We start from the raw sequence: 23,969 nt of genomic DNA on the forward strand, positions 1-23,969 counted from the left end.
GGAACGTCCCTCCTCCTCAGGACCAGTCGAGGACCAGATTTTCGATGCCGAACACATGCCCGCCGAAAGTGACGGGCGCGGTCCCTTCCTTGATGCGGAAAGCGGGAATGCGCTTCAGCCATTCCTCCAACCCCACCACAATCTCCCGCCGTGCAAGGTGCGATCCCAGACAGCGGTGCGGGCCATAGGCGAAGGCGGTGTGGCGATTATCCTCCCGCGCCAGGTCGATCTTCTCCGGATGCGGGAATTCCAGCGGATCGCGATTGGCGATCATCGTCGCGCAGGACACATAGTCGCCCTTGCGGATCGGCGCGCCTTCGAAATCGATGTCCCGGGTCGCCACGCGGATCATCTGAACGGTCGGATAGGCGCGCAGCAATTCCTCCGCCGCCAGCACGATGCGCGAGGGATCGCTGCGCAGCAATTGCTGGTCGTCCATATGCCGCGCCAGATAGTTGAGGTCGAAGCCGATGGCGGCCGCCACCGTGTCCAGTCCCGCGATGAACAGCAGCACCCCGGTCCCGCGAATTTCCATATCGGTCAGCGGCCGGTCATCGATCTTCGACTGCACCAGGAAGGACATGAAATCGTCGACCGGCCGCTTGCGCCGTTCGGCGGACAGTTCGTCGATAAAGGCGATGATGGTGCGCGCCGCGGCAGGACGCTGGACATTGTCGCCATGCAGCAGTTCATTCGCCCAGGTCACGAATTCGTCCAGCCGGTCGTCCGACAGGCCCAGGAAGCGCAGGAAGATATTCACGGCGAAGGGAAAGGCGAAATCCTCCATCACATGGCAACTGGTGCCGGCCGCCGCGATCCTGTCGATCAGGAAGACCGCCCGCTCCCGCACCGCGCTTTCCAGCGCCATCACCCGCTTGGGCGACAGCAGCGGATTGAGCAGCGAGCGGAACTTGCCATGCTCCGGCGGGTCCAGTTCCAGCGGGATCATCGGCCAGCTCTCGCCCAGCGCCGAGGCGAAGATGCTTCGATGGCTGGAGAAGGTTTCAGGATCCTGCAACACTTTCCGCTGATCCTGCGCGCGGGTGATGACCCAGGTGCCGCGCCCGTCGCGGGTGTTGACCGGGGAATAGAAGATGCGCGGCCCCTGATGCACCACGGCGGCCGCCGCCTGCGGATCGCCATTGGGCGTCGGCTGCATGCCGGGCGAGGAAAACAGGCTGAAATCCCCCACCATGGCCGGCGGAACATGGGCCGGAATCGGTTGGGTCGCAAAGGTTTCCATATGCGCGCTCTCCTATGCGGACCACACCCCCGCGAATCGCCCACGGCGGCGGCAGCCCTTGTCAATTTTGCATTTGAGTATAGTTTATGCCGCTATACGGGCCTGTCAACCATCGCAGCCATGATGAAGGCGGATTGGCACCAATTTTATCCTATGGTGCAATTTATACCTAGCCAGCGGTGCAGAATTGGCATAAGGATTCGGTCATGGAAGCGGGATGCCTCCATCGTGGGCCAATGGCCTTCGCGCAAAACAGGGACGGGATGCATGGCCGAGTTGGAGGGAATGGAAGCGCAGTTATTCCGGGAGGAAGCGCGCGCATGGCTGAGGGCGAATTTCCCGCCTTCGCTGACCAATGCCCCATCCATCCATTTCGTCAGCGACCGGCATGCGGCGGAATCCAATGCCGACTGGTGCCTGTGGCGCGAACGCATGGCGGAAAAGCGCTGGGGCGTGCCCACCTGGGAAGCGCGCTATGGCGGCGCGGGGCTTACCGAGGCGCATGGCAAGATCATCGGTCAGGAACTGGCGGCGATCGGCGGTTTCAACCCGATCCGCAGCTATGGCACGATGATGCTTGGCCCGACTTTGCTAGAATATGGCACAGAGGAACAGAAGCTGGAGCATCTGCCCTTTATCGCCACCAATGAACGGCGCTGGTGCCAGGGTTTTTCGGAGCCGGGCGCTGGGTCGGACCTCGCCTCGCTCCAGACCAAATGCATCGACATGGCCGACCATTGGCAGGTCAGCGGGCAGAAGATCTGGACATCGGGCGCCGATCAGGCCGACTGGTGCTTCGCCCTCGTCCGCACCGACACGAGCCGCAAGCAGGGCGGCATCAGCTTCCTGCTGGTCGACATGAAATCCGAAGGGATCGAAACCCGCCCCATCGTCCTCATCAGCGGATCGACTCATTTCTGCGAGGTCTTCTTCAATGACGTGAAGGTGCCCAAGGGCAATCTGGTGGGCGAGGTCAATCAGGGCTGGGCCATCGCCAAGCGCCTGCTCCAGTTCGAACGCAACAGCCTGTCGGACGTGAAGGCGGAAATCACGCCGCTGGCCCCGCTGGCTCATGAATATTGCGGCACGGACGTGCTGGGGCGGGTGGACAATCCGGACCTGAGGGCGCGCATGGTGCGCAACGCCATGCGGCACGAAGCCTATCTGGCGACGGTCGCGCGCCTGACGCGGGAAGCGAAAAGCGGCGGCCCCAGCAACGGCGTCTCGGCTCTCAAGAATCTCTGGTCGGGGATCATCCAGGAGCGGGCGGAACTGCTGATCGAGCTGATGGGCGCGAACGGCCTCGGCTGGTCGGGCGATGCCTACGCCGACGCCGAACAGGAAGCGACACGCGCCTGGCTGCACAGCAAGGCCTTCTCCATCTACGGCGGCAGCTACGAAGTCCAGAACAACATCACGGCGAAGCGCACGCTGGAACTGCCGGCCTGACAAAAGAGACGAATAAGGATGGGATCGGGAGGATGCTGAACGAAGAACAGCAGATGCTGAAGGACATGGCGGCGGAATGGGTGCGCGATCGCCAGCCCGTGACGGCGCTGCGGTCGCTCTATGGCCATGACGGCGGCGGACGGCCGGATGCGGAGGGCTATGACCCGGTGGCCTGGGCCGAAATGGCGCAGATGGGCTGGACCGGCATTTTGGTGCCGGAGGCGCATGGCGGGTCCAATTTCGGCTATCGCAGCATGGGATTGGTGCTGGAGGAACTGGGCCGGACATTGAGCGCTTCGCCGCTGCTGAGTTCGGCGCTGGTCGCGGCCTCCGCACTGCGGCTGGGCGGCACGGACGCGCAGCAGGCGCGCTGGCTGCCGGGCATTGCCGACGGATCGGCCATCGGCACGCTGGCGGCGGAGGAAGGCGCGCAGCATGGGCGCGAGAAGATCGCGCTGGCGGCCACGGCCGCGGCTGACGGTTGGACACTGAACGGCGTCAAGCGGCCGGTGCAGGACGGCATGGCCGCGACCTTCGCCATCGTCGCCGCCCGCACGGGTGGCGCGCCGGGCGACCGGGACGGCATCACCTTGTTCCTGTTGGAAATCGGCGCATCCGGCCTCTCGCGGGAAGCGCTGGATCAGATCGATGCGCGGCGGCCCGCCCTCTTCAGGTTCGACAATGTAACGGTGAGCGCTGACGCCGTGCTGGGCGAAGTGGGCAAGGGCGCCGACTTGCTCGACAGCTTGTTCGACCGGGCGGCCATCGGCCTTGCGGCGGAGATGCTGGGCAATGCGTGCCAGGCGTTCGACACCACGCTCGATTATCTCAAGACCCGCGTGCAGTTCGGGGCGATCATCGGCTCCTTCCAGGCCTTGCAGCATCGCGCGGCGGAAATGTTCGGGGAATTGCAGCTTGCCCGCTCGGCGGTGGAGGCCGCGCTCGACGCCATAGACGCCAATGATCCAAACCTCCCCGCTCTTGCCTCGCTGGCCAAGGCGACCGTGGGGGAAACGCTGCACGGCATCTCATCCCAGATGGTCCAGCTTCATGGCGGCATCGGCATGACCCATGAGCATGATGCGGGCCTTTATCTGAAGCGCGCCAGGGTGGCGGCGCAATGCTATGGCTCGACCGCCTGGCATCGCGAGCGCTGGGCGCGGCTCAATGGCTATTGAGGCGGGCATGATGCAATCGCGTGAAATCCAATTGAAGCGCCGCCCGGTCGGCACGCCCGTGGCGGAAGATTTCGCGACCGTCACGGTCGGCATAGCGCCTCCCGGTCCGGGAGAAGTGCAGGTCCGCAACCTCTGGATGGCGGTCGATCCCGCCATGCGCGGGCGGATGAGCGACGCCAAAAGCTATGTCCCGCCCTTCGCGCTCGATGCGCCGATGGAGGGACCAGCCATCGGAGAGGTCATCGCTTCCAACGATCCGGCCTTCGCGCCGGGCGATCTCGTCTTTTCGCGGTTGGGCTGGAGGGAGGTCTTCAACGCCCCCGCCAGCGCGCTCCAGCAGCGGGATAAAAGCGCCCTGCCCGCCCAGGCCTGGCTCTGTTTCGCCGGGATGCCGGGGCTGACCGCCTATGCCGGACTGATGCGGATCGCGCAGTTGAAGCCCGAGGATGTGGTGTTCGTCTCGGCCGCCTCCGGCGCGGTCGGCTCCATCGCCTGCCAGATTGCGCGCAATATCGGCTGCAAGGTGATCGGATCGGCAGGCGGCCCGGAAAAGACCGCCTTTCTGCGCGACGTGCTGAAGGTCGATGCCGCCATCGATTACAAGGCCGAAGCCAATCTCACCAAGGCGCTCGCCCGCGAAGTGAAGGCCATCGGCGCGACCGGCATCGACGTTTATTTCGAGAATGTCGGCGGCGATCATTTGCAGGCGGCGCTGTCGCTGGCGAATAATTTCGCGCGCTTCGCGGTGTGCGGGATGATCTCGCAATATAATGTCACCGACGCGCCGGTCGTCCCGCGCAACCTGACCATGATCATGACCAAGCGCATCCGCATGGAGGGCTATATCGCGCTCGACCATATGGACCTTGAAGCCGAAATGGTGGAACGGATGACGGGTTGGAACGCCGCCGGGCAAATGGCTTCGGCGGAGACGGTCTATGAAGGGGTCGACAAGGCGCTGGACGCCTTTTGGGGCTTGTTCACCGGCGCGAATATCGGCCGGACGCTGGTCAGATTTTGCGGGTGAAGCCTTATGTATGAACTGCTGAAAGGCCTGCGCGTCGTGGAAGGCGCCGCCTTCATCGCCGGGCCGTCCTGCGGCCTGCATCTCGCTCAGATGGGCGCGGAGGTGATCCGCTTCGACGCCATCGGCGGAGGGCCGGACTATCGCCGCTGGCCGGTCGCACCCAGCGGCGACAGCCTCTATTGGGAGGGGTTGAACAAGGGCAAGAAAAGCGTCGCCATCGACCTTGGCCGTCCCGAAGGCCGCGAACTGGCCGTGGCGCTGGCGACCGCGCCGGGGGAGAATGCTGGGCTGTTCCTCACCAACTATCCGGTGAAGGGGTTCCTCAGCCACGAAGCGCTGGCGGCGAAACGCGCCGACATCATCACTGTCCGGGTGATGGGCTGGGCGGATGGATCGCCAGCGGTCGATTATACGATCAACGCAGCGGTAGGGGTGCCGCAGATGACCGGTCCCGCCGATGACGAGCGCCCAGTCAACCATGTGCTGCCTGCGTGGGATTTGCTGGGCGGAGCCTATGCCGCCTTCGCCATGACATCGGCGCTGCTTCGCCGCAGGATTAGCGGCAAAGGCGCGGAAATCCGCGTTCCGCTGTCCGATCTGGCGGCGTCCAGCCTGTCGCATCTGGGTTCGGTGGCGGAAGTGCTGTCGGCGGGCGACCGTCCCCGCATGGGCAATGACCTGTTCGGCGCCTTCGGACGCGATTTCGTCACGGCGGACGGCAAGCGGCTGATCGTCGTCGCCATCACGCCGCGCCAGTGGAGCGGCCTGCTCAAGACGCTGGACCTCAGCGATGCGGTCAGCGCCATCGAAACGGAACTGAGCATCAGCTTCGCCAAGGATGAAGGTACCCGCTTCACCCACCGCGCCCGCCTCTTCCCGCTGTTCGAGGCGGCCTTTGCGACCCGCACGGCCGAAGCGCTAAAACCCGCCTTCGACGCGGGCGGCGTCACCTGGGGCGAATATCAGACGCTGCATCAGGCGGTGACCACCGATGCGCGCCTGTTCACCGCCAATCCGCTGTTCGAGACCCTCACCCATCCGAGCGGTCTCAGCTATCCCACCTCCGGTCCAGCCGGAACGCTGGCGAACGAAGTGCGTGGTTCTGTCGCCGCCGCGCCGAAACTCGGGCAACATACCGACGAAGTGCTCGCCGCCGTGCTGGGCCTCGACAGCGGCGCCATCGGACGGCTGCATGATGAGGGACTGGTGGCATGACCGTGACCGAAGCCGACATCGCCCATTGGCGCACCTGGATCGGCAGGACCGAGAGCCGTACTGAAATATTGGATGCCCAGGCGCTCACCCGCTTCGCCGCCGCCCTCGGTGAACCGCTGAATGTCGAGGAAGCCCAACCTTCTCTCGCCCATTGGGCCTTCTTCCTGCCCGTCGCCGCCGCCGACCAGATCGGCCCGGACGGCCATCCCAAGCGCGGCGGCTTCCTGCCCCCGGTCAGCCTGCCCCGCCGCATGTTCGCGGCATCCGACATGGCGTTCAGCGACCCCTTGTCGCTCGACCGGGAAGCGACCCGCATTTCCACCGTGCAGGATGTCGCGCATAAATCCGGCCGCAGCGGCGAGCTGATCCTGCTGACGGTCGATCATCGCATCGTCCAAGGAGACAGTGAACGCGTTCGGGAAACGCAGACCATCGTCTATCGCGACGCCGGCGCGCCGACGCCCGCCATCGCCCCCGCCGCTTTTCCGGCCGAGGCAAAGGACGCGCTTTGGACGCCGTCCACGGTCGACCTGTTCCGCTTTTCCGCCGTGACCTTCAACAGCCACCGCATCCATTACGACCTGCCCTACGCGACCGGCGAAGAAGGCTATCCCGGCCTGGTCATCCACGGCCCCTTCACCGCCGCCAAGCTGTTCGGCCACGCCCGCGGCGGGGGACGCGCACCCAGCCGCTTTGCCTTCCGCGCCGTCGCGCCGGTCTTTCAGGGGCAAAGCGTGCTGCTACGCGAGGATGAAGGCGGCCGCTGCCGCGCCATTCGCTGCGATGGGATGGACGCCATGGTGGCGGACGTCGCTTACTGAAGTTCTGAGAGAGGAGTTTTTCGAGATGGACGCCGAGACGTTCGACCTGTTCCGCACCACCGTCCAACGCTTCGTCGCGGAAAAGCTGATCCCCGCCGAGGATGAAGTCGAGGAAGCCGACGCTGTCCCCGAACGCATCATCCAGCAGATGCGCGAGATGGGCCTGTTTGGCCTTTCCGTGCCGGAGGAATTTGGCGGCCTGGGCTGCACCATGGCGGAGGAAGCGGCGATCATCCGGGAAATCACCCGCGCTTCGGTCGTGTTCCGTTCCGTCATCGGCACCACCGTCGGCATCGGCAGCCAGGGCATCGTCATGGACGGCACCGAGGAGCAGAAGCGCGAATGGCTGCCCAAATTCGCCACCGGAGAAGCCATCGCCAGCTTCGGCCTGACCGAACCGGAGGCAGGCTCCGACGCCGGTTCGCTGCGCACGGTGGCGATCAAGGACGGCGACAATTACCGCATCACCGGCACCAAGCGCTTCATCACCAACGCCCCACGCGCCAGCGTCTTCACGCTGATGGCGCGCACCGAACCCGATGTGAAGGGCGCGGCGGGCATTTCCGCCTTCATCCTGCCCGCCAACACTCCCGGCATCAGCTTCGGCAAGCCCGACAAGAAAATGGGGCAGAAAGGGTCGATCACCACCGACGTCATCCTGGACGATGTGGTGGTTCCTGCGAAGAACATCATCGGCGGCGTGCCGGGACGCGGCTTCAAGACCGCGATGAAGGTGCTGGATCGCGGGCGCATCCATATCGCGGCCGTCTCGCTCGGCATGTGCCAGCGGCTGATCGACATGGCGCTCTCCTACGCGCTGGAGCGCAAGCAGTTCGGCCAGCGCATTGCCGACTTCCAACTCGTCCAGGGCATGCTGGCCGATATGAAGGTCGACATGCTGACCGCCGAAGCGCTGATGCAATCGGTCGCAGCGAAGTTCGACGCGGGCGAACCCGTCAGCCTCGAATGCGCGGCGCTCAAATATCATGCATCTGAAGCTGTCGGCCGCATCGCGGACCGCGCCGTGCAAATCTATGGCGGCGCCGGCTATATGGCCGAATATAAGGTCGAGCGCTTCTATCGCGATGTCCGGCTGCTGCGCATCTATGAAGGCACCAGCCAGATCCAGCAGACCATCATCGCCAAGCAGATGATCCGCCAGGCCGAAGCCGCCCGTTGATTTCCATCCAAAGGACTTAATGCCATGCGCAGAGCCGCCATCGTCGCCCCCATCCGCACCGCCGTCGGCAAATATGGCGGCTCGCTCAAAGGCTTTTCGGCGGGCGATTTGGGCGCCGTCATCATCAAGGCGCTGATGGAGCGCACGAAGATCGACCCCGAGCGGATCGACGATGTCGTGTTCTCCCAGGGCTATGGCAATGGCGAAGCGCCCTGCATCGGCCGCTGGTCGGCGCTGGCGGCAGGCCTGCCCGAATCCATCCCCGGCGTGCAGCTCGACCGCCGCTGCGGTTCCGGGCTTCAGGCGGTGATCGACGCCGCCATGCGTATCCAGACCGGCGCGGCGGACATCGTGATCGCGGGCGGCGTGGAGAGCATGTCGAACGTCGAATATTATTCGATGGACCATCGCTGGGGCGCGCGTTCGGGCTCGACCCAGTTCCACGATCGCCTAACGCGGGGCCGCGTCATGTCGCAGCCGATCGAGCGCTACGGCATCATCAGCGGCATGATCGAGACGGCGAACAACCTCGCCAAAGATTACGACATCTCCCGCGAAGCCTGCGACGAATATGCCGCGATGAGCCATCAGCGCGCCACCGCCGCCTGGGAAGCGGGCAAGTTCGACAACGAACTGGTTCCCGTCGCCGTGCCGCAGCGCAAGGGCGAGCCCGTGATGTTCGCCAGGGACGAAGGCATACGCGCCGACGCGACGCCGGAATCGCTGGCGCTGCTGAAACCTATCGAGAAGGGCGGCGTCGTCACTGCCGGCAATGCCAGCCAGCAGAATGACGCGGCGGCGGCCTGCCTCGTGGTGGCGGAAGACAAGCTCAGCGAACTCGGCCTGGAGCCGATGGGCTATCTGCATAGCTGGTCGGCGGCGGGCTGCGACCCGTCGCGCATGGGCATCGGTCCGGTTCCGGCGGTGGAGCGGCTGTTTGCGCGGAATGGGCTTGGGTGGAACGACATCGATCTGGTCGAACTCAACGAAGCCTTCGCGCCGCAGGTGCTAGCCTGCCTCAAGGGCTGGAACTGGGATGACCGGGATAAGCTGAACGTCAATGGCTCGGGCATTTCGCTGGGCCATCCGATCGGGGCGACGGGCGGCCGAATCCTCGCCAACCTGCTGCGCGAATTGCAGCGCCGCGATGGGCGCTATGGGCTGGAAACCATGTGCATCGGCGGCGGGCAGGGCCTGGCGGCGGTGTTCGAGCGGGCCTGATAGCCGGTCTGTTTGGCCATTCTCTGCCATTGAGCGCACCGTGCTCCTGCGCAGGCAGGAGCCCAGTTCGGACAGTCCGATAGTCCACAAAGGGCGGGACTGGGCTCCTGCCTGCGCAGGAGCACGTGCACTTCAAGGACGGCGTATTTCAAGGAAAGCGGACTGTCGGCCACCCCCCCAAATCCATCACCAAGCCTCACCCCTCCTTCCGATCCGGCGATAACGCGATGATCGTCACCCCGATCAGCGCCAGCGTCCCGCCTCCGATCATCACCGCCGTGATCGGCGTCCCGAAATAGAGCGACGCAAACACCGTCGACATCACCGGCGCTGCCAGCATCAGCGGCATGATGGTCGAGATCGGATAGCGCTGAAGCAGCCAGGCAAGCGTCCCCTGCCCGATGATCGTCGCCCCCAGGCAGGTGAAGACGAACCAGGCCACCGGCACCCACCCCACATGCGCCAGCCCTGCGATCGCCGGCCGCTCGAACATCAGCGCGAAGGGCGCCAGCGTCACGACGCCCATCAGCCCGTTCCATGCCTGCCCGTTCATCACGCTCACGCCCACCAGCTTGCGCTGCACCAGCGTCGCGCCGCCCCAGGTCATCGCCGCGCTCGCCATCACCAGGACTGCGGGCACTTCGGTCAGGATATGCGGGTCGAACACCAGAGCCGCCACCCCCGCAAAGGCAAGGAGAACCCCCGCAATCTTCCGCCCATTCAGCTTCTCCCCCAGCAACAAGGCGCCCAGCAACAGGGAAAAGGGCACGCTCAACTGCCCCGCAATCGCCAGCGCGCCGACATTGGTCGCCATGAACAGCGCCAGATTGAGCAGCAACAGGAACAGCCCGCCATTCAGGAAACCATAAAGCGCCAGCCACCCCATCTTTCCCGGCAGCGGCCGGATCGCAGGCGCGCACAGCAGGAACACGACGCCCATGCGCAACGCCACCGACAGCAGCGGCGCGGTCGCATCCACCACCACCTTCATGGCGATCACGTTGAGCGCGAACATGAGATTCACTAAAAGGGCCAGAATCATGCCCATCGGCCCGAAACGCCGCGCCACCTCCGCTACCCCACCTTCCATCGCGCATCCTTCTTCAATCGCCATTCAGACTCAGGCTGCTATTGGTTTATTTATGCACACTGGTATAGAATCCAGTCGGTAATGAAGGGAAGAGGATAACAGATGATTTCGAAATTCGCCGCGTTCGCCACCGCCATGCTGATCGCGAGTCCCGCTCTCGCCCAGACAGGCGACGCCGCCAAGGGCAAGGCGGTCTTCGCCCGCTGCATGGCCTGCCATTCGGTCGATCCGGGCGCGAACCGGCTCGGGCCGTCGCTGGCCGGGGTGATGGGCCGCACATCGGGCACGGTGGCGGGTTTCACTTACTCCCCCGCGATGAAGAACGCCAAGATTCGCTGGGACGCCAAGTCGCTCGACGCGTTCCTGACCAAGCCGACCGCCAAGGTGCCGGGCACCAGGATGATCTTCGCGGGCCTGTCCAATCCGGCGGATCGCGCCAATCTGATCGCCTATCTGGCCAGCGCGACCAAGAAATGATCTGAAAACTATCCTATAGTGCAAAAATCATTGCACTAGCCGCCCAGTCCCGCTATCTGTTGAATCAAGCGATGCAGCAGAAAGATGGGAGCGGATGCGGTTTTCCGGAGAGATGACGATGGGAGCGTGGGCATGAACGCCCGCGCTCTCGAAGGGGTGAAGGTGCTGGACCTTTCGCGGGTTCTCGCCGGTCCCTGGTCGACGCAGATCCTGGCCGATTTCGGCGCGGACGTGATCAAGATCGAGCTGCCCGGCCATGGCGACGACACCCGCGCCTGGGGGCCGCCCTATCTGACCGGCGCGGATGGGGAGCCGGAGATCGGCACCAGCGCCTATTATCTCTCCTGCAACCGCAACAAGCGATCCGCCGCGATCAACCTCGCCACGCCGCAGGGCGCGGACCTCATCCGCAAGCTGGCGGCGGAAGCCGACATATTGGTGGAGAATTTCAAGGTCGGCGGCCTTAAAAAATATGGCCTCGATTATGAGAGCCTCCGCGCGATCAACCCGCGCCTTGTCTATTGCTCGATCACCGGCTTCGGCCAGACCGGCCCCTATGCCGACCGGGGCGGCTACGACTTCGTGGCGCAGGGCATGGGCGGCTTCATGAGCATCACCGGGGAGGAAAATGGCGGCCCGCTGCGCGCAGGCGTGGCGATGGCGGACCTGTCGACCGGCATGTTCGCCACCGTCTCGATCCTCATGGCGCTGCGCCATGCCGAATGCACTGGCGAAGGGCAGCAGATCGACGTGTCGCTGCTCGACACCCAGATCGCGATGCTCGCCAATCAGGGGATGAACTATCTGGTCGGCAATGTGGTGCCGGGGCGGCTGGGCAACCGCCATCCGACCGTCGTGCCCTACAAGACGTTCGAGGTCGCGGACGGCGTGATGATCATCGCCATCGGCAATGACCGGCAATTCCGCGCCTTCTGCACGGAAATGGGGCATCCGGAACTGGGCACCGATCCCCGCTTCGCCACCAGCGCCCAGCGGCTCATCAACCGCGACGAGATCGAGGCGAAGGTGCAGGACATCGTCCGCCCCTTCCCCCGCGACGAGCTGATGGCGCGCTTCGTGGCGAAGGGCGTGCCCGCCGGGCCGGTCAACACGATCAAGGACGTGTTCGAAGACCCCTTCATCGAGGCGCGGAGCACCGTCCACTGCTATCGCCGCGAGGAGGATGGCGTGGAAATCCCGACCGTCGCCTATCCGGGCAAGCTGTCCGCCACGCCCGCCGACTACCGATATTGCCCGCCCCGCGTGGGCGAACATAGCCGTGAGATTTTGGGCCAGTGGCTCGGCCTCGACGACGCCGCGCTCGACGCGCTGGCCGCCGAGGGAGCGATCGCCCAACGCCCTGCCCAGGAGAGGACAGAAGCATGAAACTCGACAACAGCGTATCCGCCATCGTGACCGGCGGCGCCTCCGGCCTGGGCGAAGCGACTGCCCGCGCCCTCGCCGCCAAGGGGGTGAAGGTCGCCCTGTTCGACTTCAACGAGGAGACGGGGAACAGGGTCGCGGCGGAAATCGGCGGCACCTTCTGCAAGGTCGACGTGACCGACGAAGCCTCCGTCGATGCCGGGTTCGCACAGGCCCGCGCCGCCCATGGGCAGGAACGGATCATCGTCAACTGCGCGGGCACCGGCAATGTCGTCAAGACCGCCGCCCGCGACCGCGAAACCGGCGCGATCAAGGCTTTCCCGACCGACCAGTTCGAGCGGATCGTCCAGATCAACCTGATCGGCACCTTCCGCTGCTGCGCCAAGTCGGCGGCGGGCATGCTGACGCTGGACACTTTGGAAGACGGGGCGCGGGGCGTCATCATCAACACCTCCAGCGCGGCGGCGGTGGACGGCCAGATCGGCCAGGCGGCCTATAGCGCGTCGAAGGGCGGCATCGTCAGCCTGACCCTCCCCATGGCCCGCGACCTGATGGGCGAAGGCATTCGCGTCAACGCAATCCTGCCCGGCATCTTCGACACGCCGCTGATGGCGCGGGCGAGCGACAAGGTGCGCGATGCGCTGTCGGCCACGGTCCCCTTCCCCAAGCGCTTCGGCAAGCCGGAAGAGTTCGCGGCCATGGCGCTGTCGATGATCGAGAATGACTATTGGAACGGCGAATATGTGCGGCTGGACGGCGGCCTGCGCATGCCGCCGCGCTGAGGAGAGACACTATGTCCGAGGAAGTGCAGCCTGAGTTCGTGACCTACAAGGTCGAGGATGGCGTGGCCTGGGTGATGCTCAACCGCCCGCAATATAGCAATGCGCAGAATTACCGGCTGCTGGGGCAGCTCGACGACGCCTTCAAGCGCGCGGTCGAGGATGATGAGGTCAAGGTCATCGTACTCGGCGGCGAGGGCAAGCATTTCTCCGCTGGCCATGACATCGGCACGCCGGAGAAAGACAGCCACATGCCGCGCTTCCGTACGACCATGTGGTGGGACCATCTCAACAAGGGCGGCGCCGAACGGCAATATGTGCTGGAGCAGGACGGCTATCTCGGCCTCTGCCGTCGCTGGCAGGAGATTCCCAAGCCGATGATCGCCATGGTGCAGGGCGCCTGCATCGCGGGCGGGCTGATGCTGGCCTGGGTATGCGACCTGATCGTCGCGTCGGAGGATGCCTTCTTCCAGGACCCGGTGCAGCGCATGGCGCAGCCGGGGGTCGAATATTTCGCCCATGCCTTCGAACTGCCGCCACGCGTGGCGCGGGAACTGCTGCTGCTCGGGCGGAGGATGCCCGCCCAGCGCGCCTATCAGTTCGGCATGGTGAACGAGATTTTCCCTCGCGAAACATTGCGCGAGGAAGTGGCGAAGATCGCCGCCGAGATCGCCCAGCATGACCGCTTCGGGCTGGCATTGACCAAGCAGGCGTTCAACTTCGTGGAGGATCTGCGCGGCAAGCGGCAGGCGATGGACGGCGTGTTCCATATGCATCACCTTGCCCATGCGCATAATCAGCTCATGACCGGCAATCTGGTCGGCGGCCTGGATGCCAAGGCGATGGCGGCCTCCAACAAGAAGCAGGCAGGCGAAGGATGACCGCAACCGTGGAACTGGAGAAAAAGGTGCTGGTCCTCCCCGACCTCCCGGCGCTGCTTTCGGGCGCGGCTGACGCGGCCCAGGCCTTCGTCTCCGCCGCCCAGCCGCAGGTGAAGGCGCGCATCACCAATGACAAGGGCCAGGTCGACCGCGTGCTGGCCGATGTGGAACAGCACATCGTCCACGGCTTCGGCTGGTTCGCCTCCTATGCGGAGATGATGCGGGAAGTCGCCAACTGGGCCGCCAATCTGGCGGCGGACGGCGCGTTCGGAGAAATCGAGGCGCTGCTCGCCCAATTGCTCTTCGCTGAATATGGCGCGCAGATGCTGGGCGGCATCCCGATGAACCAGGGCGAGGTGATCCGCGCCACGGACCTGACCGACGACCTGTCGGCGCTCGACGCCCTCGCTTTCCGGACCCTCGTCCGGCAGGGCGGCGGACAGGCGGTCAAATCCGGCATCGCCCGTCATCTCGTCGCCCAGCGCGGCCATGCGACGCTGGAAAATTGCGGGCTGGACGACATGTTCACCATGATCCGCGAGCAATTCTTCGCCCTCTCGAATGAGAAGGTCGCGCCTTTCGCGCATGAATGGCACCTCAAGGACGAACTGATCCCCCTACCGCTGGTCGAGGAACTGGGCGAGATGGGCGTGTTCGGCATGACCATTCCTGAAGAGTTTGGCGGCCTCGGCATGGGCAAGACCGCCATGTGCGTCGTGTCGGAGGAGCTTTCACGCGGCTGGATCGGCGTCGGCTCGCTCGCCACGCGGTCCGAAATCGCGGCGGAACTGATCCTGACCGGCGGCACGGAGGAGCAGAAGGCCCATTGGCTGCCCCAGATCGCGAATGCCTCGATCCTGCCGACCGCCGTCTTCACCGAGCCGGATACCGGCTCCGACCTCGGTTCGCTGCGCACCCGCGCCACGCTGGCCGATGGCGAATATCAGGTGAACGGCAACAAGACCTGGATCACTCACGCGGCGCGGGCTGACGTAATGACCCTGCTGGTCCGCACCAATCCCGAGACGAAAAATTACAGCGGCCTCTCCATGCTGATCGCGCCCAAGCAGCGCGGCACGGTGGCCGATCCCTTCCCTACCCCCGGCATGAGCGGCGGCGAGATCGAGGTGATCGGCTATCGCGGCATGAAGGAGTATGAGATCGGCTTCGACGATTTCCGCGTGCCCGCGCAGAACCTACTCGGCGGGATCGAAGGACAGGGCTTCAAGCAGCTCATGGCCACCTTCGAATCCGCCCGCATCCAGACGGCGGCCCGCGCCATCGGCGTGGCGCAGGCCTCGCTCGACATTGGGCTTTCCTACGCCCTCGATCGCAAGCAGTTCGGTCGCCCGATCTTCGACTTCCCCCGCGTCGCCAACAAGCTGGCGATGATGGCGGCAGAGATCATGGGCGCCCGCCAGCTCACCTATTTCGCGGCGCGACGGAAGGACGAAGGCAAGCGCTGCGACCTGGAGGCCGGCATGGCCAAGCTGATCGGCGCCCGCATCGCCTGGGCGGCTGCGGACAATGCGCTGCAGATTCACGGCGGCAACGGCTTCGCGACGGAATATCAGGTGAGCCGCCTGCTGGCCGACGCGCGGATTCTCAACATCTTCGAAGGCGCGGGGGAAATTCAGGCCCAGGTGATCGCCCGAAGGCTGCTGGACGGAGGAAATTGAGAGAGCGGCTGATGGCTAATTGCAGTCATTATTAGCCACTAAGCACACGGTGCTCCTGCGCAGGCAGGAGCCCAGTCCTGCCGCCAGTGGATCATCGCACCGTCTGAACTGGGCTCCTGCCTGCGCAGGAGCACGGTTCATCTTGGGGCGAACATCACAATGTCCGCTCTCCACCCAAACCAGCACTCAGCCCATCAAATCCCCCCGGCCACTACCGGCCAACCGCCTTGCTCCAAGGCCGCGCTCAAATCCGCCACGCACCGGTCGAGCACCGCAGGGTCAACCGAGCGGATCACGAAATTCGCCCCGGTCTTTCCCTCGCGGAAAAAGGGATAGCTGCCGATCTGGCACCCCTCATGCGCCCGCTCCGTCGCGCCCAGCAGGTCCGCGATCTCGCTTTCCGCCACCCAGCAGCCAATGGTGGCCGACAGCACGGGCAGGCCGCCCTCCAGCGTCCCGGTCAGGCTGTCCAACATCCCGGCGGTGATATGCGGCACGCCCGCCATGATGAAGATATTGCCATGCCGCAGGCCCGGAGCGCCCGACATGCGGTTCTCTATCAGGCTGGACCCGGCGGGGGCCCGCGCCATGCGCAGCCGCGCTTCGGTCAGCCCGCCCCGCGTCTCATAATAGCCCGACAGCATCGCCCGCGCTTCGGCATGAATCTCCACCTCCACGCCCAGCGCGGCGGCGATGGCATCGACAGTGATGTCGTCATGCGTCGGCCCGATGCCGCCGGTCGTGAACAGATAATCGTTCCGTGCCCGGAGCGCATTCACCGCCTCCACGATCGCGTCGCTTTCATCCGCGACCACCCGGACTTCGCGCAGGCGGATGCCCTGCACATTCAGCCAGGTCGCGATCTGGGACACGTTCTTGTCCTGCGTCCTGCCCGAGAGAATCTCGTCACCGATCACGATCAGCGCTGCGGTCCATATGCGGGTGGGGTCGGCCATGGGCTGGCCATAGCCTCTGCCGCGCGCCCTGCCTAGCCGCCCCCTCGCATTATGCCGCGTCCCTGCCTATAATCACGCCCATGACCGAATATATGACGATGACGGCGGACGCGCCGATTTCCCGCTCGACCGCGATCAAGCTCTATGACGCGGCCGGTTTCGAAGGCATGCGCAAGGCCGGGCGGCTGGCCGCGGAAATACTGGACGCGCTGGTGCCGCATGTCGTGCCGGGCGTCACCACCGGAGAGCTGGACGACATCGTCCGCCGCATGACGCTGGACGGCGGCGGCGTGCCGGCGACTCTGGGCTATCGCGGCTATACCCATAGCTGCTGCATCTCGCTCAACAACGTCATCTGCCACGGCATTCCGGGCGATCAGAAGCTGAAGGACGGCGATATATTGAATATCGACGTGACCCCGCTGGTCGACGGCTGGCATGGCGACACCAGCCGCATGTATATTTGCGGCGAAGCGCCCATCAAGGCGCGCCGTCTGGTCGAGGTCACCTATGAATGCCTGATGCTGGGCATTGAGCAGGCCAGGCCCGGCAACACGCTGGGCGACATCGGCTACGCCATTCAGCGCCACGCCGAAAAGCACCGCTATGGCGTGGTCCGCGATTTCTGCGGCCATGGCCTCGGCCGCGTGTTCCACGACAGTCCGGAGGTCGTCCATGTCGGCCGCCCCGGCACTGGCCCTGAGCTGAAACCCGGCATGTTCTTCACGATCGAGCCGATGATCAACATCGGCAAACCCGGCGTGAAGATGCTGGAGGATGGCTGGACGGCGGTGACTCGCGACCGGACCCTGTCGGCGCAGTTCGAACACAGCATCGGCATCACCGAAACCGGCTGCGAAATCTTCACCAAGAGCCCGGCGGGTCTCGACGCGCCGCCTTATAAGCTCTGATCATCGGAGGCAGGCCTTTTGGCCTGCCCAAAATTTGGGCAACACGTCATGATATTGCCCGGAATCCGGGCAATATGGACAAAAGTTGTTGCATCGCAGAAAGCAGTTTCCGGCGATTCGCTATTTGGCACGGTAATTGATTAGGAAGAGAGGCGGCGCGTGCCTTCGGGGGGCATGATGATCGTCACTCGATCAGGACGAAGGGCGGGACCATACCCGCCATTTGGCGCGCGTTTGAGTTGGGATAATTGAAGATGAAGAAGATCGAAGCGATCATCAAACCGTTCAAGCTCGACGAGGTGAAGGAAGCGCTTCACGAAGTCGGCGTTTCGGGCATCACCGTCACCGAGGCGAAGGGTTTCGGCCGTCAGAAGGGGCATACCGAACTCTATCGCGGCGCCGAATATGTGGTGGATTTCCTGCCCAAGGTGAAGCTGGAGGTCGTGGTCGACGACTCGCTCGCGGAGCGGGTGGTGGAGGCGATTTCAGCCGCCGCGCAGACCGGCCGCATCGGTGACGGCAAGATCTTCATTTCCAACATCGAAGGCGCGGTCCGCATCCGCACCGGCGAGCGCGACAGCGACGCCATCTGATTTTCCACCGACTTCTCGCCGGCTTGCAGGAGATGATTTCCAAGAGTCTTGGCGGCTGACCACATCAACCTACCCCTTCGGGGGGGTATTCATGAAAGAAGGGCACGGTTCACATGGCTAACACGCCTAAAGACATCCTGAAGATGATCGAAGAAAAGGAGATCGAGTGGGTCGATGTCCGTTTCACCGATCCCAAGGGCAAGTGGCAGCACCTGACCATGGTGTCTTCGGTGCTGGGCGAGGATGAACTGACCCAGGGCCTGATGTTCGACGGTTCGTCGATCGAAGGCTGGAAGGCGATCAACGAATCGGACATGATCCTGAAGCCCGACCTGGACGCCGTCTATGTCGATCCGTTCAGCGCTACCCCGATGCTGATCATCTTCTGCGACATCGTCGAGCCCGACACCGGCGAACTGTACAGCCGCGACCCGCGCAGCACCGCAAAGAGGGCCGAAGCCTTCGTCAAGTCGGCCGGTTTCGGTGATACCGTCTATGTCGGCCCGGAAGCCGAATTCTTCATGTTCGACGACGTGCGCTTCGAGAATGACTACTCGCAGAGCTACTTCAAGATCGACGATATCGAACTGCCGACCAACACCGGCAAGGAATATGAAGGCGGCAACCTGGGCCACCGTCCGCGCGCCAAGGGCGGCTATTTCCCCGTCGCGCCGGTCGATCCCTGCACCGACATCCGCGCCGAAATGGTTTCGACCATGCTCGAAATGGGCCTGCCCTGCGACAAGCACCACCATGAAGTGGCCGCTGCCCAGCACGAACTCGGCCTAACCTTCGGCACGCTGGTCCAGACCGCCGACCGCATGCAGATCTATAAATATGTCGTGCAGATGGTCGCCCAGGCCTATGGCAAGACCGCGACCTTCATGCCGAAGCCGATCGCGCAGGACAATGGTTCGGGCATGCACACCCACATGTCGATCTGGGACGCAGGCAAGCCGCTGTTCGCGGGCGAAGGCTATGCCGGCCTGTCCGACATGTGCCTCTACTTCATCGGCGGCGTCATCAAGCATGCCAAGGCTCTGAACGCCTTCACCAACCCGACCACCAACAGCTACAAGCGTCTGGTGCCGGGCTTCGAAGCGCCGGTTCTGCTGGCCTATTCGGCTCGCAACCGTTCGGCCTCCTGCCGTATTCCTTACGGCGCCGGTGCCAAGGCGAAGCGCGTCGAGTTCCGCTTCCCCGACGCGATGGCCAACCCCTATCTGTGCTACGCCGCACTGCTGATGGCCGGCCTCGACGGCATCGAGAACAAGATCCATCCGGGCGCCGCGATGGACAAGAATCTCTATGACCTGCCGCCGGAAGAACTGAGCCAGGTGCCGACCGTTTGCGCCTCGCTCCGCGAAGCGCTGAACAGCCTGGAAGCCGATTACGAGTTCCTGCTGAAGGGCGACGTGTTCACCAAGGACCAGATCGATGCCTATATCGAACTGAAGTGGCCCGAAGTGTACCGTTGGGAAATGGCTCCCTCGCCGGTCGAATTCGACATGTATTACAGCGCCTGATTTTCTCAGGACTGTTCGGAAAAGTGGCCCGGTTGCGCAAGCAACCGGGTCTTTTCTTTGCCGCCAATCGGGCCACCAAAGAAAATCGCCCATTGCTCCAAGAGTTTACCGCGGATTTACCGAGGGCTGCGATGAAAAGCCCATGTCGCCCGGTTCCCGCCGCATTCGATCCATCCATTATCTGCGCATGATCGCGGCGATGATGGTGGTCGCCTATCATGTCTTCTCCTATCATCTGATGACGGTGGACGACCCCTCCACAGCCCTGTGGTTGAGAGAAGGCGTAGGGCTGTTCTTCGGAATTTCCGGCTATGTGATGGTGGTATCTACATCGGCATCGCCACCCGATCCCGCATCCTTTTTCTGGCGGCGCATCAAAAGGATCGGACCGCTTTACTGGATCGCAACCGCCTGCATCGTCGTCGGCACGGGTGAGGATGACGGGTGGAAAATCCTGTCCTCCATCCTGTTCCTGCCATCCCTGGGCATAGCGGACGGCCCTGTTCTTCCCGTCGGCTGGACGCTCAATTTCGAAATGGCCTTCTACGCCCTGTTCGCGCTCTTCCTGCCCTTGCCCCGGCGGATCGCAATTCCTGCTTTGGCGTCGATGCTCATCCTGGCCTCGTCCCTCAGCCAGTTCCCGAATGTTCCACCCCTGGCTGCTTATTATGGCCAGCCCATCCTGCTCGATTTCGTCGCCGGCATGTTGATCGCCCATTTCGATTTCCGGCTTCCCGGATGGCTGACGCCGCTTGGTTTTCTTCTGCTTGCCCTGGCACCGCAGTGGACGGACATGCGTCCGCTCACCGTCACCATGCCGGTCGCCCTGATTCTGGCCTCGGCCCGGTCATTCGACCATCAGTTGAAGGACTGGCCCCTGCCCTCGCTCCTTGGGGAAACCTCCTACGCCATCTATCTGTCGCATCTCTTCGTTCTGCTCCCGACCTTGCTCTTTTTCGGAGAGGGCCATGCAGGCGGCGGCGTCATCGCAATCCTCGCCTCCATCGTCGCAGGCGTCCTTGCCCATAAATATATCGAAATCCCGCTGAAGGAGATGTTCAGCCGGGCGGGACGATGGAGGATCAGCCTGGCGCGCAAAGCCAGTGGGCAAACCCTATAGGGGCTATCCCCCCGGTTGCATGATGCGCCGCCATGTCCAAAAATCGCGGTATGTCGCTGATCGAGTCGCTGGGCTTGGCCCATCCCATCATTCAGGCGCCCATGGCTGGCGTCTCGACACCCGCCATGGCCGCTGCCGTTTCCAACGCCGGAGCGCTCGGCTCGATCGCCGTCGGCGCGACCGACGCGGCAGGCGCCCGCTCCATGATAGAGGCCGTCCGCGCCCAGACCGCCCGCCCGTTCAACGTCAACCTCTTCACCCATGCACCCGCCCGCAGCGATCCGGCCAGGGAAGCGGCATGGCTTACCGCCCTAACGCCGCTCTTCCGCAGCCACGGTGCCGAACCGCCGACCACGCTCCGCGAAATCTACCGCAGCTTCGTGGAGGATGAGGAGATGCTCGCCGTCCTGGTCGACCTCGCGCCGCCCGTGATCAGCTTCCACTTCGGCCTGCCCGACCCAATCCGCATCGCCGCGCTCAAGCAAGCCGGATGCCTCCTGCTCGCCACCGCGACCAATATGACGGAGGCACAGGCCGCAAAGGAAGCGGGCATCGACGCCATCGTCGCCCAAGGTTATGAAGCGGGCGGCCATCGCGGCGCCTTCGATCCCGAAGCGCCCGACGATCAGCTCGGCACCTTCGCGCTCACCCGCCTGCTCGCCATCCAATGCGGCCTGCCCGTCATCGCCGCCGGCGGCATCATGGACGGTCAGGGCATCCGCGCCGCGCTTGATCTGGGCGCCGTCGCCGCCCAGCTCGGCACGGCCTTCATCGCCTGTCCCGAAAGCAGTGCCGACCAGGCCTATCGCGCCGCGCTCGCCAGTCCGGCAGCCCATCACACCATCATGACCCGCGCCGTTTCGGGCCGCCCTGCCCGCTGCCTGGCGAACCGCTTCACCGCATGGGGTAGCGAGACAAGACCGGAAGCCCCCGCCTACCCCATCGCCTATGACGCTGGGAAAGCCCTCAATGCCGCCGCAAAAGCCAAGGGCGAAGGCGGCTTCGGCGCGCAATGGGCCGGGCAAGGCGCGCCCTTGGCCCGCGCCATGCCCGCCGCCGATCTCATCGCCCTGTTGGCAAAGGAATTGCAGGAACCCGCTTAACGCACGTCGGGAATGGACGCTCCGAACAGCAGCACTGGTTCCCCGGCGGGCGACAGGGCGATCTCGCCCCCGGCGCTCGTCACCAGCGCCCGCACCATCCAGGCCGCCGACGTCCGCGAAGCCAGCCCTTCCGGCGGCAAAGTCCCCGCCAGCGCGGCGCGCAGATCGGGATCGAGCACCAGCTTCGGCCCCTCCGCCCGCACCACGATTTCCGTGACGCCCGGCCGCTTCTCCGCGCCGATGTCGAGCTGACCGCCGCGCACCAGCGCATCGCCCGCGATCAACGCCAAATTCAGCAGCACCTTCACCGGCAGCTTGTCGAGTATGTCATCCTCGACCAGCCAGCCGATCTTCACCCGCCCCGTAGCGGCGAACATGCCCTCGATCGCGACCCGCGCCTCATGCGTCGGCACCGCGTCCCCGAAACCGCCCGCCGAACCGAAGGCCAGACGGAAGAATTTCAGCTTGTTGGCCGAAGTCTTGGCGCTGTCCGCCAGCAGATCCAGGCAGCGCTGCCGCATTTCCGGGTCCGTCTCATCCGCCATCAGCTCCAACCCGTTATTGAGCGCGCCCACGGGGCTGAGCAAATCATGGCACAGCCGTGAACAGAGCAGGCTGGCAAATTCGATGCTATCGGTCGGATGGGTCATGAAGTTTCGCTGCCGCCGGAAAGAAAATCAGGAAGGGAATGAATGGCTAATGCGCTGCCCCGCCGCATGATGCAAGCCCGGCCCGCCGCCTTTCGCTCACAAGATAACGAGCGAAGCCTCAACAAAGCGTGCATTTTCATCCTGGCCCGTTGCAAGCCAAAGCCGCGCTATGCCGCCCCCGACGATCAGCCACAGACTGCCGTCGGCCGCCGCGCAAGCCGCATCGGTAGCCGAAGGGACCGGCACGCCCCCCGGATGCGAATGATAATGCCCCACGATCCGCGCCCCGCCCCCCCGCGCCGCCCGATGCGCCGCGATCAGCACCGCCGGGTCCAGCTCGAAATGGCGTGCCGGATCGGGCGCGACATTGGCGGCGGGCAGGATCGCCCCGATCCGGTCTGCCTCGCCCAACAGCAGGCCGCAAACCTCATGCGGGTCCGCCGCCGCTTCGGACATGATTTGTTCCAACAGCCCTCTTGAAATCCCGACCTTCATTCCTACATCCCTACGCAATGGGTCCGGGGGTTTCCATCATAGAAGCGACGATCAGCGAGGCGCAGAACGGCATGCGGCTCGACAAGGCGCTTGCCGAACTGGTGCCCGACCTGTCGCGCGAACGGCTGAAGGCTCTGATCGTCGATGGGCAGGTGACGACGTCGGGCCTCTCATCGACCCCTTCCATGAAGGTCGCGGCCGGGCAGGCCTTCGCGATCACCCTCCCCCCTCCGGTAGAGGCCGGGGCAGTGGCGCAGGACATTCCCCTCACCATCATCCATGAAGATGCCGACCTGATCGTCATCGACAAGTCGGCAGGCCTTGTCGTCCATCCGGCGGCGGGCAATCTGGACGGCACGCTCGTCAACGCGCTGCTCCATCATTGTGAAGGCCAGTTGTCGGGCATTGGCGGCGTGGCGCGGCCCGGCATCGTTCATCGCATTGATAAGGATACTTCCGGCCTGTTGGTCGTTGCCAAGTCAGACCGCGCTCATGAAGGGCTGGCGCAGCAGTTCGCCGCGCATTCGATCGACCGGCTCTATGCTGCGATCGTCTATGGCGTGCCACAGCCAGGCGCGGGCACGATCGATACGTGGATCGGCCGTTCCGACGCCGATCGAAAGAAAATGGCGGTTCATCGGGAAGGACGCGGCAAACATGCCGTGACTCATTATCGAACGTTGCAGAAGCTGCGTGGCGCGGCCTTAGTCGAATGCAGGCTGGAAACCGGGCGCACGCATCAGGTGCGCGTGCATATGGCGCATCTGGGACACCCCTTGATCGGGGATCCGGTTTACGGTAGAGAGAGAAAAGGTTTCAAATCGATACTGGAAACGCTGGGTTTCAAAAGGCAGGCATTGCACGCAAAAAGGCTGGGGTTCATACATCCTGTAACGGGTGAGGCGCTCAGCTTCGACAGCCAGCTCCCTGCCGATATGCAGGAACTGTTAAGCGAGCTTCACGTATAGATTTGGACAAGTTTGCGACGGCGC

23 protein-coding genes are annotated in these 23,969 nt (G+C 64.2%); 18 read left to right on the plus strand and 5 right to left on the minus strand.

Annotated features, from left to right (window positions below; genetic code table 11):
* Positions 1-16 precede the first annotated feature (16 nt).
* Positions 17-1,243, minus strand: a complete 1,227-nt coding sequence (locus HUK72_RS05220) for a cytochrome P450 (RefSeq protein ID WP_176595834.1) — start codon at positions 1,241-1,243, stop codon at positions 17-19.
* A gap of 267 nt (positions 1,244-1,510) precedes the next feature.
* Here HUK72_RS05220 and HUK72_RS05225 point away from each other — a divergent pair, with 267 nt between their 5' ends.
* The 7 genes from HUK72_RS05225 to HUK72_RS05255 are packed head-to-tail and all read left to right on the plus strand — an operon-like array spanning position 1,511 to position 9,334.
* Positions 1,511-2,692, plus strand: coding sequence for an acyl-CoA dehydrogenase family protein (locus tag HUK72_RS05225; RefSeq protein ID WP_176595835.1), 1,182 nt, complete (start codon positions 1,511-1,513; stop codon positions 2,690-2,692).
* Between the two features lie 32 nt (positions 2,693-2,724).
* On the plus strand, positions 2,725-3,870 hold the full coding sequence (locus HUK72_RS05230; RefSeq protein ID WP_176595836.1) for an acyl-CoA dehydrogenase family protein: 1,146 nt from the start codon (positions 2,725-2,727) through the stop codon (positions 3,868-3,870).
* A 10-nt stretch (positions 3,871-3,880) separates the two neighbouring features.
* Entirely contained in the window at positions 3,881-4,897 is a 1,017-nt protein-coding gene (locus tag HUK72_RS05235) for an NADP-dependent oxidoreductase (protein WP_218036032.1), read from the plus strand.
* 6 nt (positions 4,898-4,903) lie between these two features.
* Positions 4,904-6,112, plus strand: coding sequence for a CoA transferase (locus tag HUK72_RS05240; protein ID WP_176595838.1), 1,209 nt, complete (start codon positions 4,904-4,906; stop codon positions 6,110-6,112).
* Entirely contained in the window at positions 6,109-6,933 is an 825-nt protein-coding gene (locus HUK72_RS05245) for a MaoC family dehydratase N-terminal domain-containing protein (RefSeq protein ID WP_176595839.1), read from the plus strand. Before HUK72_RS05240 ends, HUK72_RS05245 begins: the two co-directional genes overlap by 4 nt.
* A 25-nt stretch (positions 6,934-6,958) precedes the next feature.
* Complete coding sequence (locus HUK72_RS05250) at positions 6,959-8,113, plus strand: acyl-CoA dehydrogenase family protein (protein ID WP_176595840.1); 1,155 nt, start codon at positions 6,959-6,961, stop codon at positions 8,111-8,113.
* A gap of 24 nt (positions 8,114-8,137) precedes the next feature.
* Positions 8,138-9,334 (plus strand): acetyl-CoA C-acetyltransferase, encoded by a 1,197-nt coding sequence (locus HUK72_RS05255; RefSeq protein ID WP_176595841.1) that lies wholly within the window; start codon positions 8,138-8,140, stop codon positions 9,332-9,334.
* Positions 9,335-9,530: 196 nt separating this feature from the next.
* Here the strand turns inward: HUK72_RS05255 and HUK72_RS05260 are convergent, their stop codons facing one another.
* Positions 9,531-10,424 (minus strand): DMT family transporter, encoded by an 894-nt coding sequence (locus HUK72_RS05260; RefSeq protein WP_176597754.1) that lies wholly within the window; start codon positions 10,422-10,424, stop codon positions 9,531-9,533.
* Positions 10,425-10,526: 102 nt separating this feature from the next.
* Between HUK72_RS05260 and HUK72_RS05265 the strand changes: the two genes are divergently transcribed.
* The 5 genes from HUK72_RS05265 (at position 10,527) to HUK72_RS05285 (ending at position 15,623) form a co-directional block, all read left to right on the plus strand.
* The gene (locus HUK72_RS05265; protein ID WP_176595842.1) at positions 10,527-10,901 is read left to right on the plus strand and encodes a cytochrome c family protein; all 375 of its coding nucleotides are present in this window, start codon (positions 10,527-10,529) and stop codon (positions 10,899-10,901) included.
* 132 nt (positions 10,902-11,033) lie between these two features.
* Complete coding sequence (locus HUK72_RS05270; protein ID WP_176595843.1) at positions 11,034-12,287, plus strand: CaiB/BaiF CoA-transferase family protein; 1,254 nt, start codon at positions 11,034-11,036, stop codon at positions 12,285-12,287.
* Positions 12,284-13,066, plus strand: a complete 783-nt coding sequence (locus HUK72_RS05275; protein ID WP_176595844.1) for an SDR family NAD(P)-dependent oxidoreductase — start codon at positions 12,284-12,286, stop codon at positions 13,064-13,066. Before HUK72_RS05270 ends, HUK72_RS05275 begins: the two co-directional genes overlap by 4 nt.
* Positions 13,067-13,077: 11 nt before the next feature.
* The gene (locus HUK72_RS05280) at positions 13,078-13,944 is read left to right on the plus strand and encodes an enoyl-CoA hydratase (protein WP_176595845.1); all 867 of its coding nucleotides are present in this window, start codon (positions 13,078-13,080) and stop codon (positions 13,942-13,944) included.
* A complete protein-coding gene (locus tag HUK72_RS05285) occupies positions 13,941-15,623 on the plus strand; it encodes an acyl-CoA dehydrogenase family protein (RefSeq protein WP_176595846.1) in 1,683 nt (560 codons plus the stop codon). Before HUK72_RS05280 ends, HUK72_RS05285 begins: the two co-directional genes overlap by 4 nt.
* Positions 15,624-15,817: 194 nt before the next feature.
* Here the strand turns inward: HUK72_RS05285 and HUK72_RS05290 are convergent, their stop codons facing one another.
* Positions 15,818-16,579, minus strand: a complete 762-nt coding sequence (locus tag HUK72_RS05290) for a molybdopterin-binding protein (protein ID WP_176595847.1) — start codon at positions 16,577-16,579, stop codon at positions 15,818-15,820.
* Between the two features lie 80 nt (positions 16,580-16,659).
* Here HUK72_RS05290 and map point away from each other — a divergent pair, with 80 nt between their 5' ends.
* The 5 genes from map (at position 16,660) to HUK72_RS05315 (ending at position 21,832) form a co-directional block, all read left to right on the plus strand.
* The gene (gene map, locus HUK72_RS05295; RefSeq protein ID WP_176595848.1) at positions 16,660-17,490 is read left to right on the plus strand and encodes a type I methionyl aminopeptidase; all 831 of its coding nucleotides are present in this window, start codon (positions 16,660-16,662) and stop codon (positions 17,488-17,490) included.
* A gap of 254 nt (positions 17,491-17,744) precedes the next feature.
* Positions 17,745-18,083, plus strand: coding sequence for a P-II family nitrogen regulator (locus HUK72_RS05300; protein WP_007685085.1), 339 nt, complete (start codon positions 17,745-17,747; stop codon positions 18,081-18,083).
* Between the two features lie 113 nt (positions 18,084-18,196).
* Positions 18,197-19,609, plus strand: a complete 1,413-nt coding sequence (glnA, locus tag HUK72_RS05305) for a type I glutamate--ammonia ligase (RefSeq protein WP_066558090.1) — start codon at positions 18,197-18,199, stop codon at positions 19,607-19,609.
* Between the two features lie 142 nt (positions 19,610-19,751).
* The gene (locus HUK72_RS05310) at positions 19,752-20,729 is read left to right on the plus strand and encodes an acyltransferase (RefSeq protein ID WP_176595849.1); all 978 of its coding nucleotides are present in this window, start codon (positions 19,752-19,754) and stop codon (positions 20,727-20,729) included.
* Positions 20,730-20,779: 50 nt separating this feature from the next.
* A complete protein-coding gene (locus HUK72_RS05315) occupies positions 20,780-21,832 on the plus strand; it encodes a nitronate monooxygenase family protein (protein ID WP_176597755.1) in 1,053 nt (350 codons plus the stop codon).
* Here HUK72_RS05315 and HUK72_RS05320 read toward each other — a convergent pair.
* Positions 21,829-22,482 carry a histidine phosphotransferase family protein gene (locus HUK72_RS05320; protein WP_176595850.1) on the minus strand — a complete coding sequence of 218 codons (654 nt, stop codon included), beginning with the start codon at positions 22,480-22,482 and terminating at the stop codon, positions 21,829-21,831. The genes HUK72_RS05315 and HUK72_RS05320 overlap by 4 nt on opposite strands.
* A 96-nt stretch (positions 22,483-22,578) precedes the next feature.
* Positions 22,579-22,977: a M67 family metallopeptidase gene (locus tag HUK72_RS05325; protein WP_176595851.1), complete on the minus strand. Its 399-nt coding sequence runs from the start codon at positions 22,975-22,977 to the stop codon at positions 22,579-22,581.
* 17 nt (positions 22,978-22,994) lie between these two features.
* Here HUK72_RS05325 and HUK72_RS05330 point away from each other — a divergent pair, with 17 nt between their 5' ends.
* Positions 22,995-23,945, plus strand: coding sequence for an RluA family pseudouridine synthase (locus HUK72_RS05330; protein WP_176595852.1), 951 nt, complete (start codon positions 22,995-22,997; stop codon positions 23,943-23,945).
* The last annotated feature ends 24 nt before the right edge of the window (positions 23,946-23,969 follow it).

Origin of the sequence: Sphingobium sp. 15-1 (genome assembly GCF_013375535.1) — a bacterium.
GTDB lineage: Bacteria > Pseudomonadota > Alphaproteobacteria > Sphingomonadales > Sphingomonadaceae > Sphingobium > Sphingobium aromaticivastans.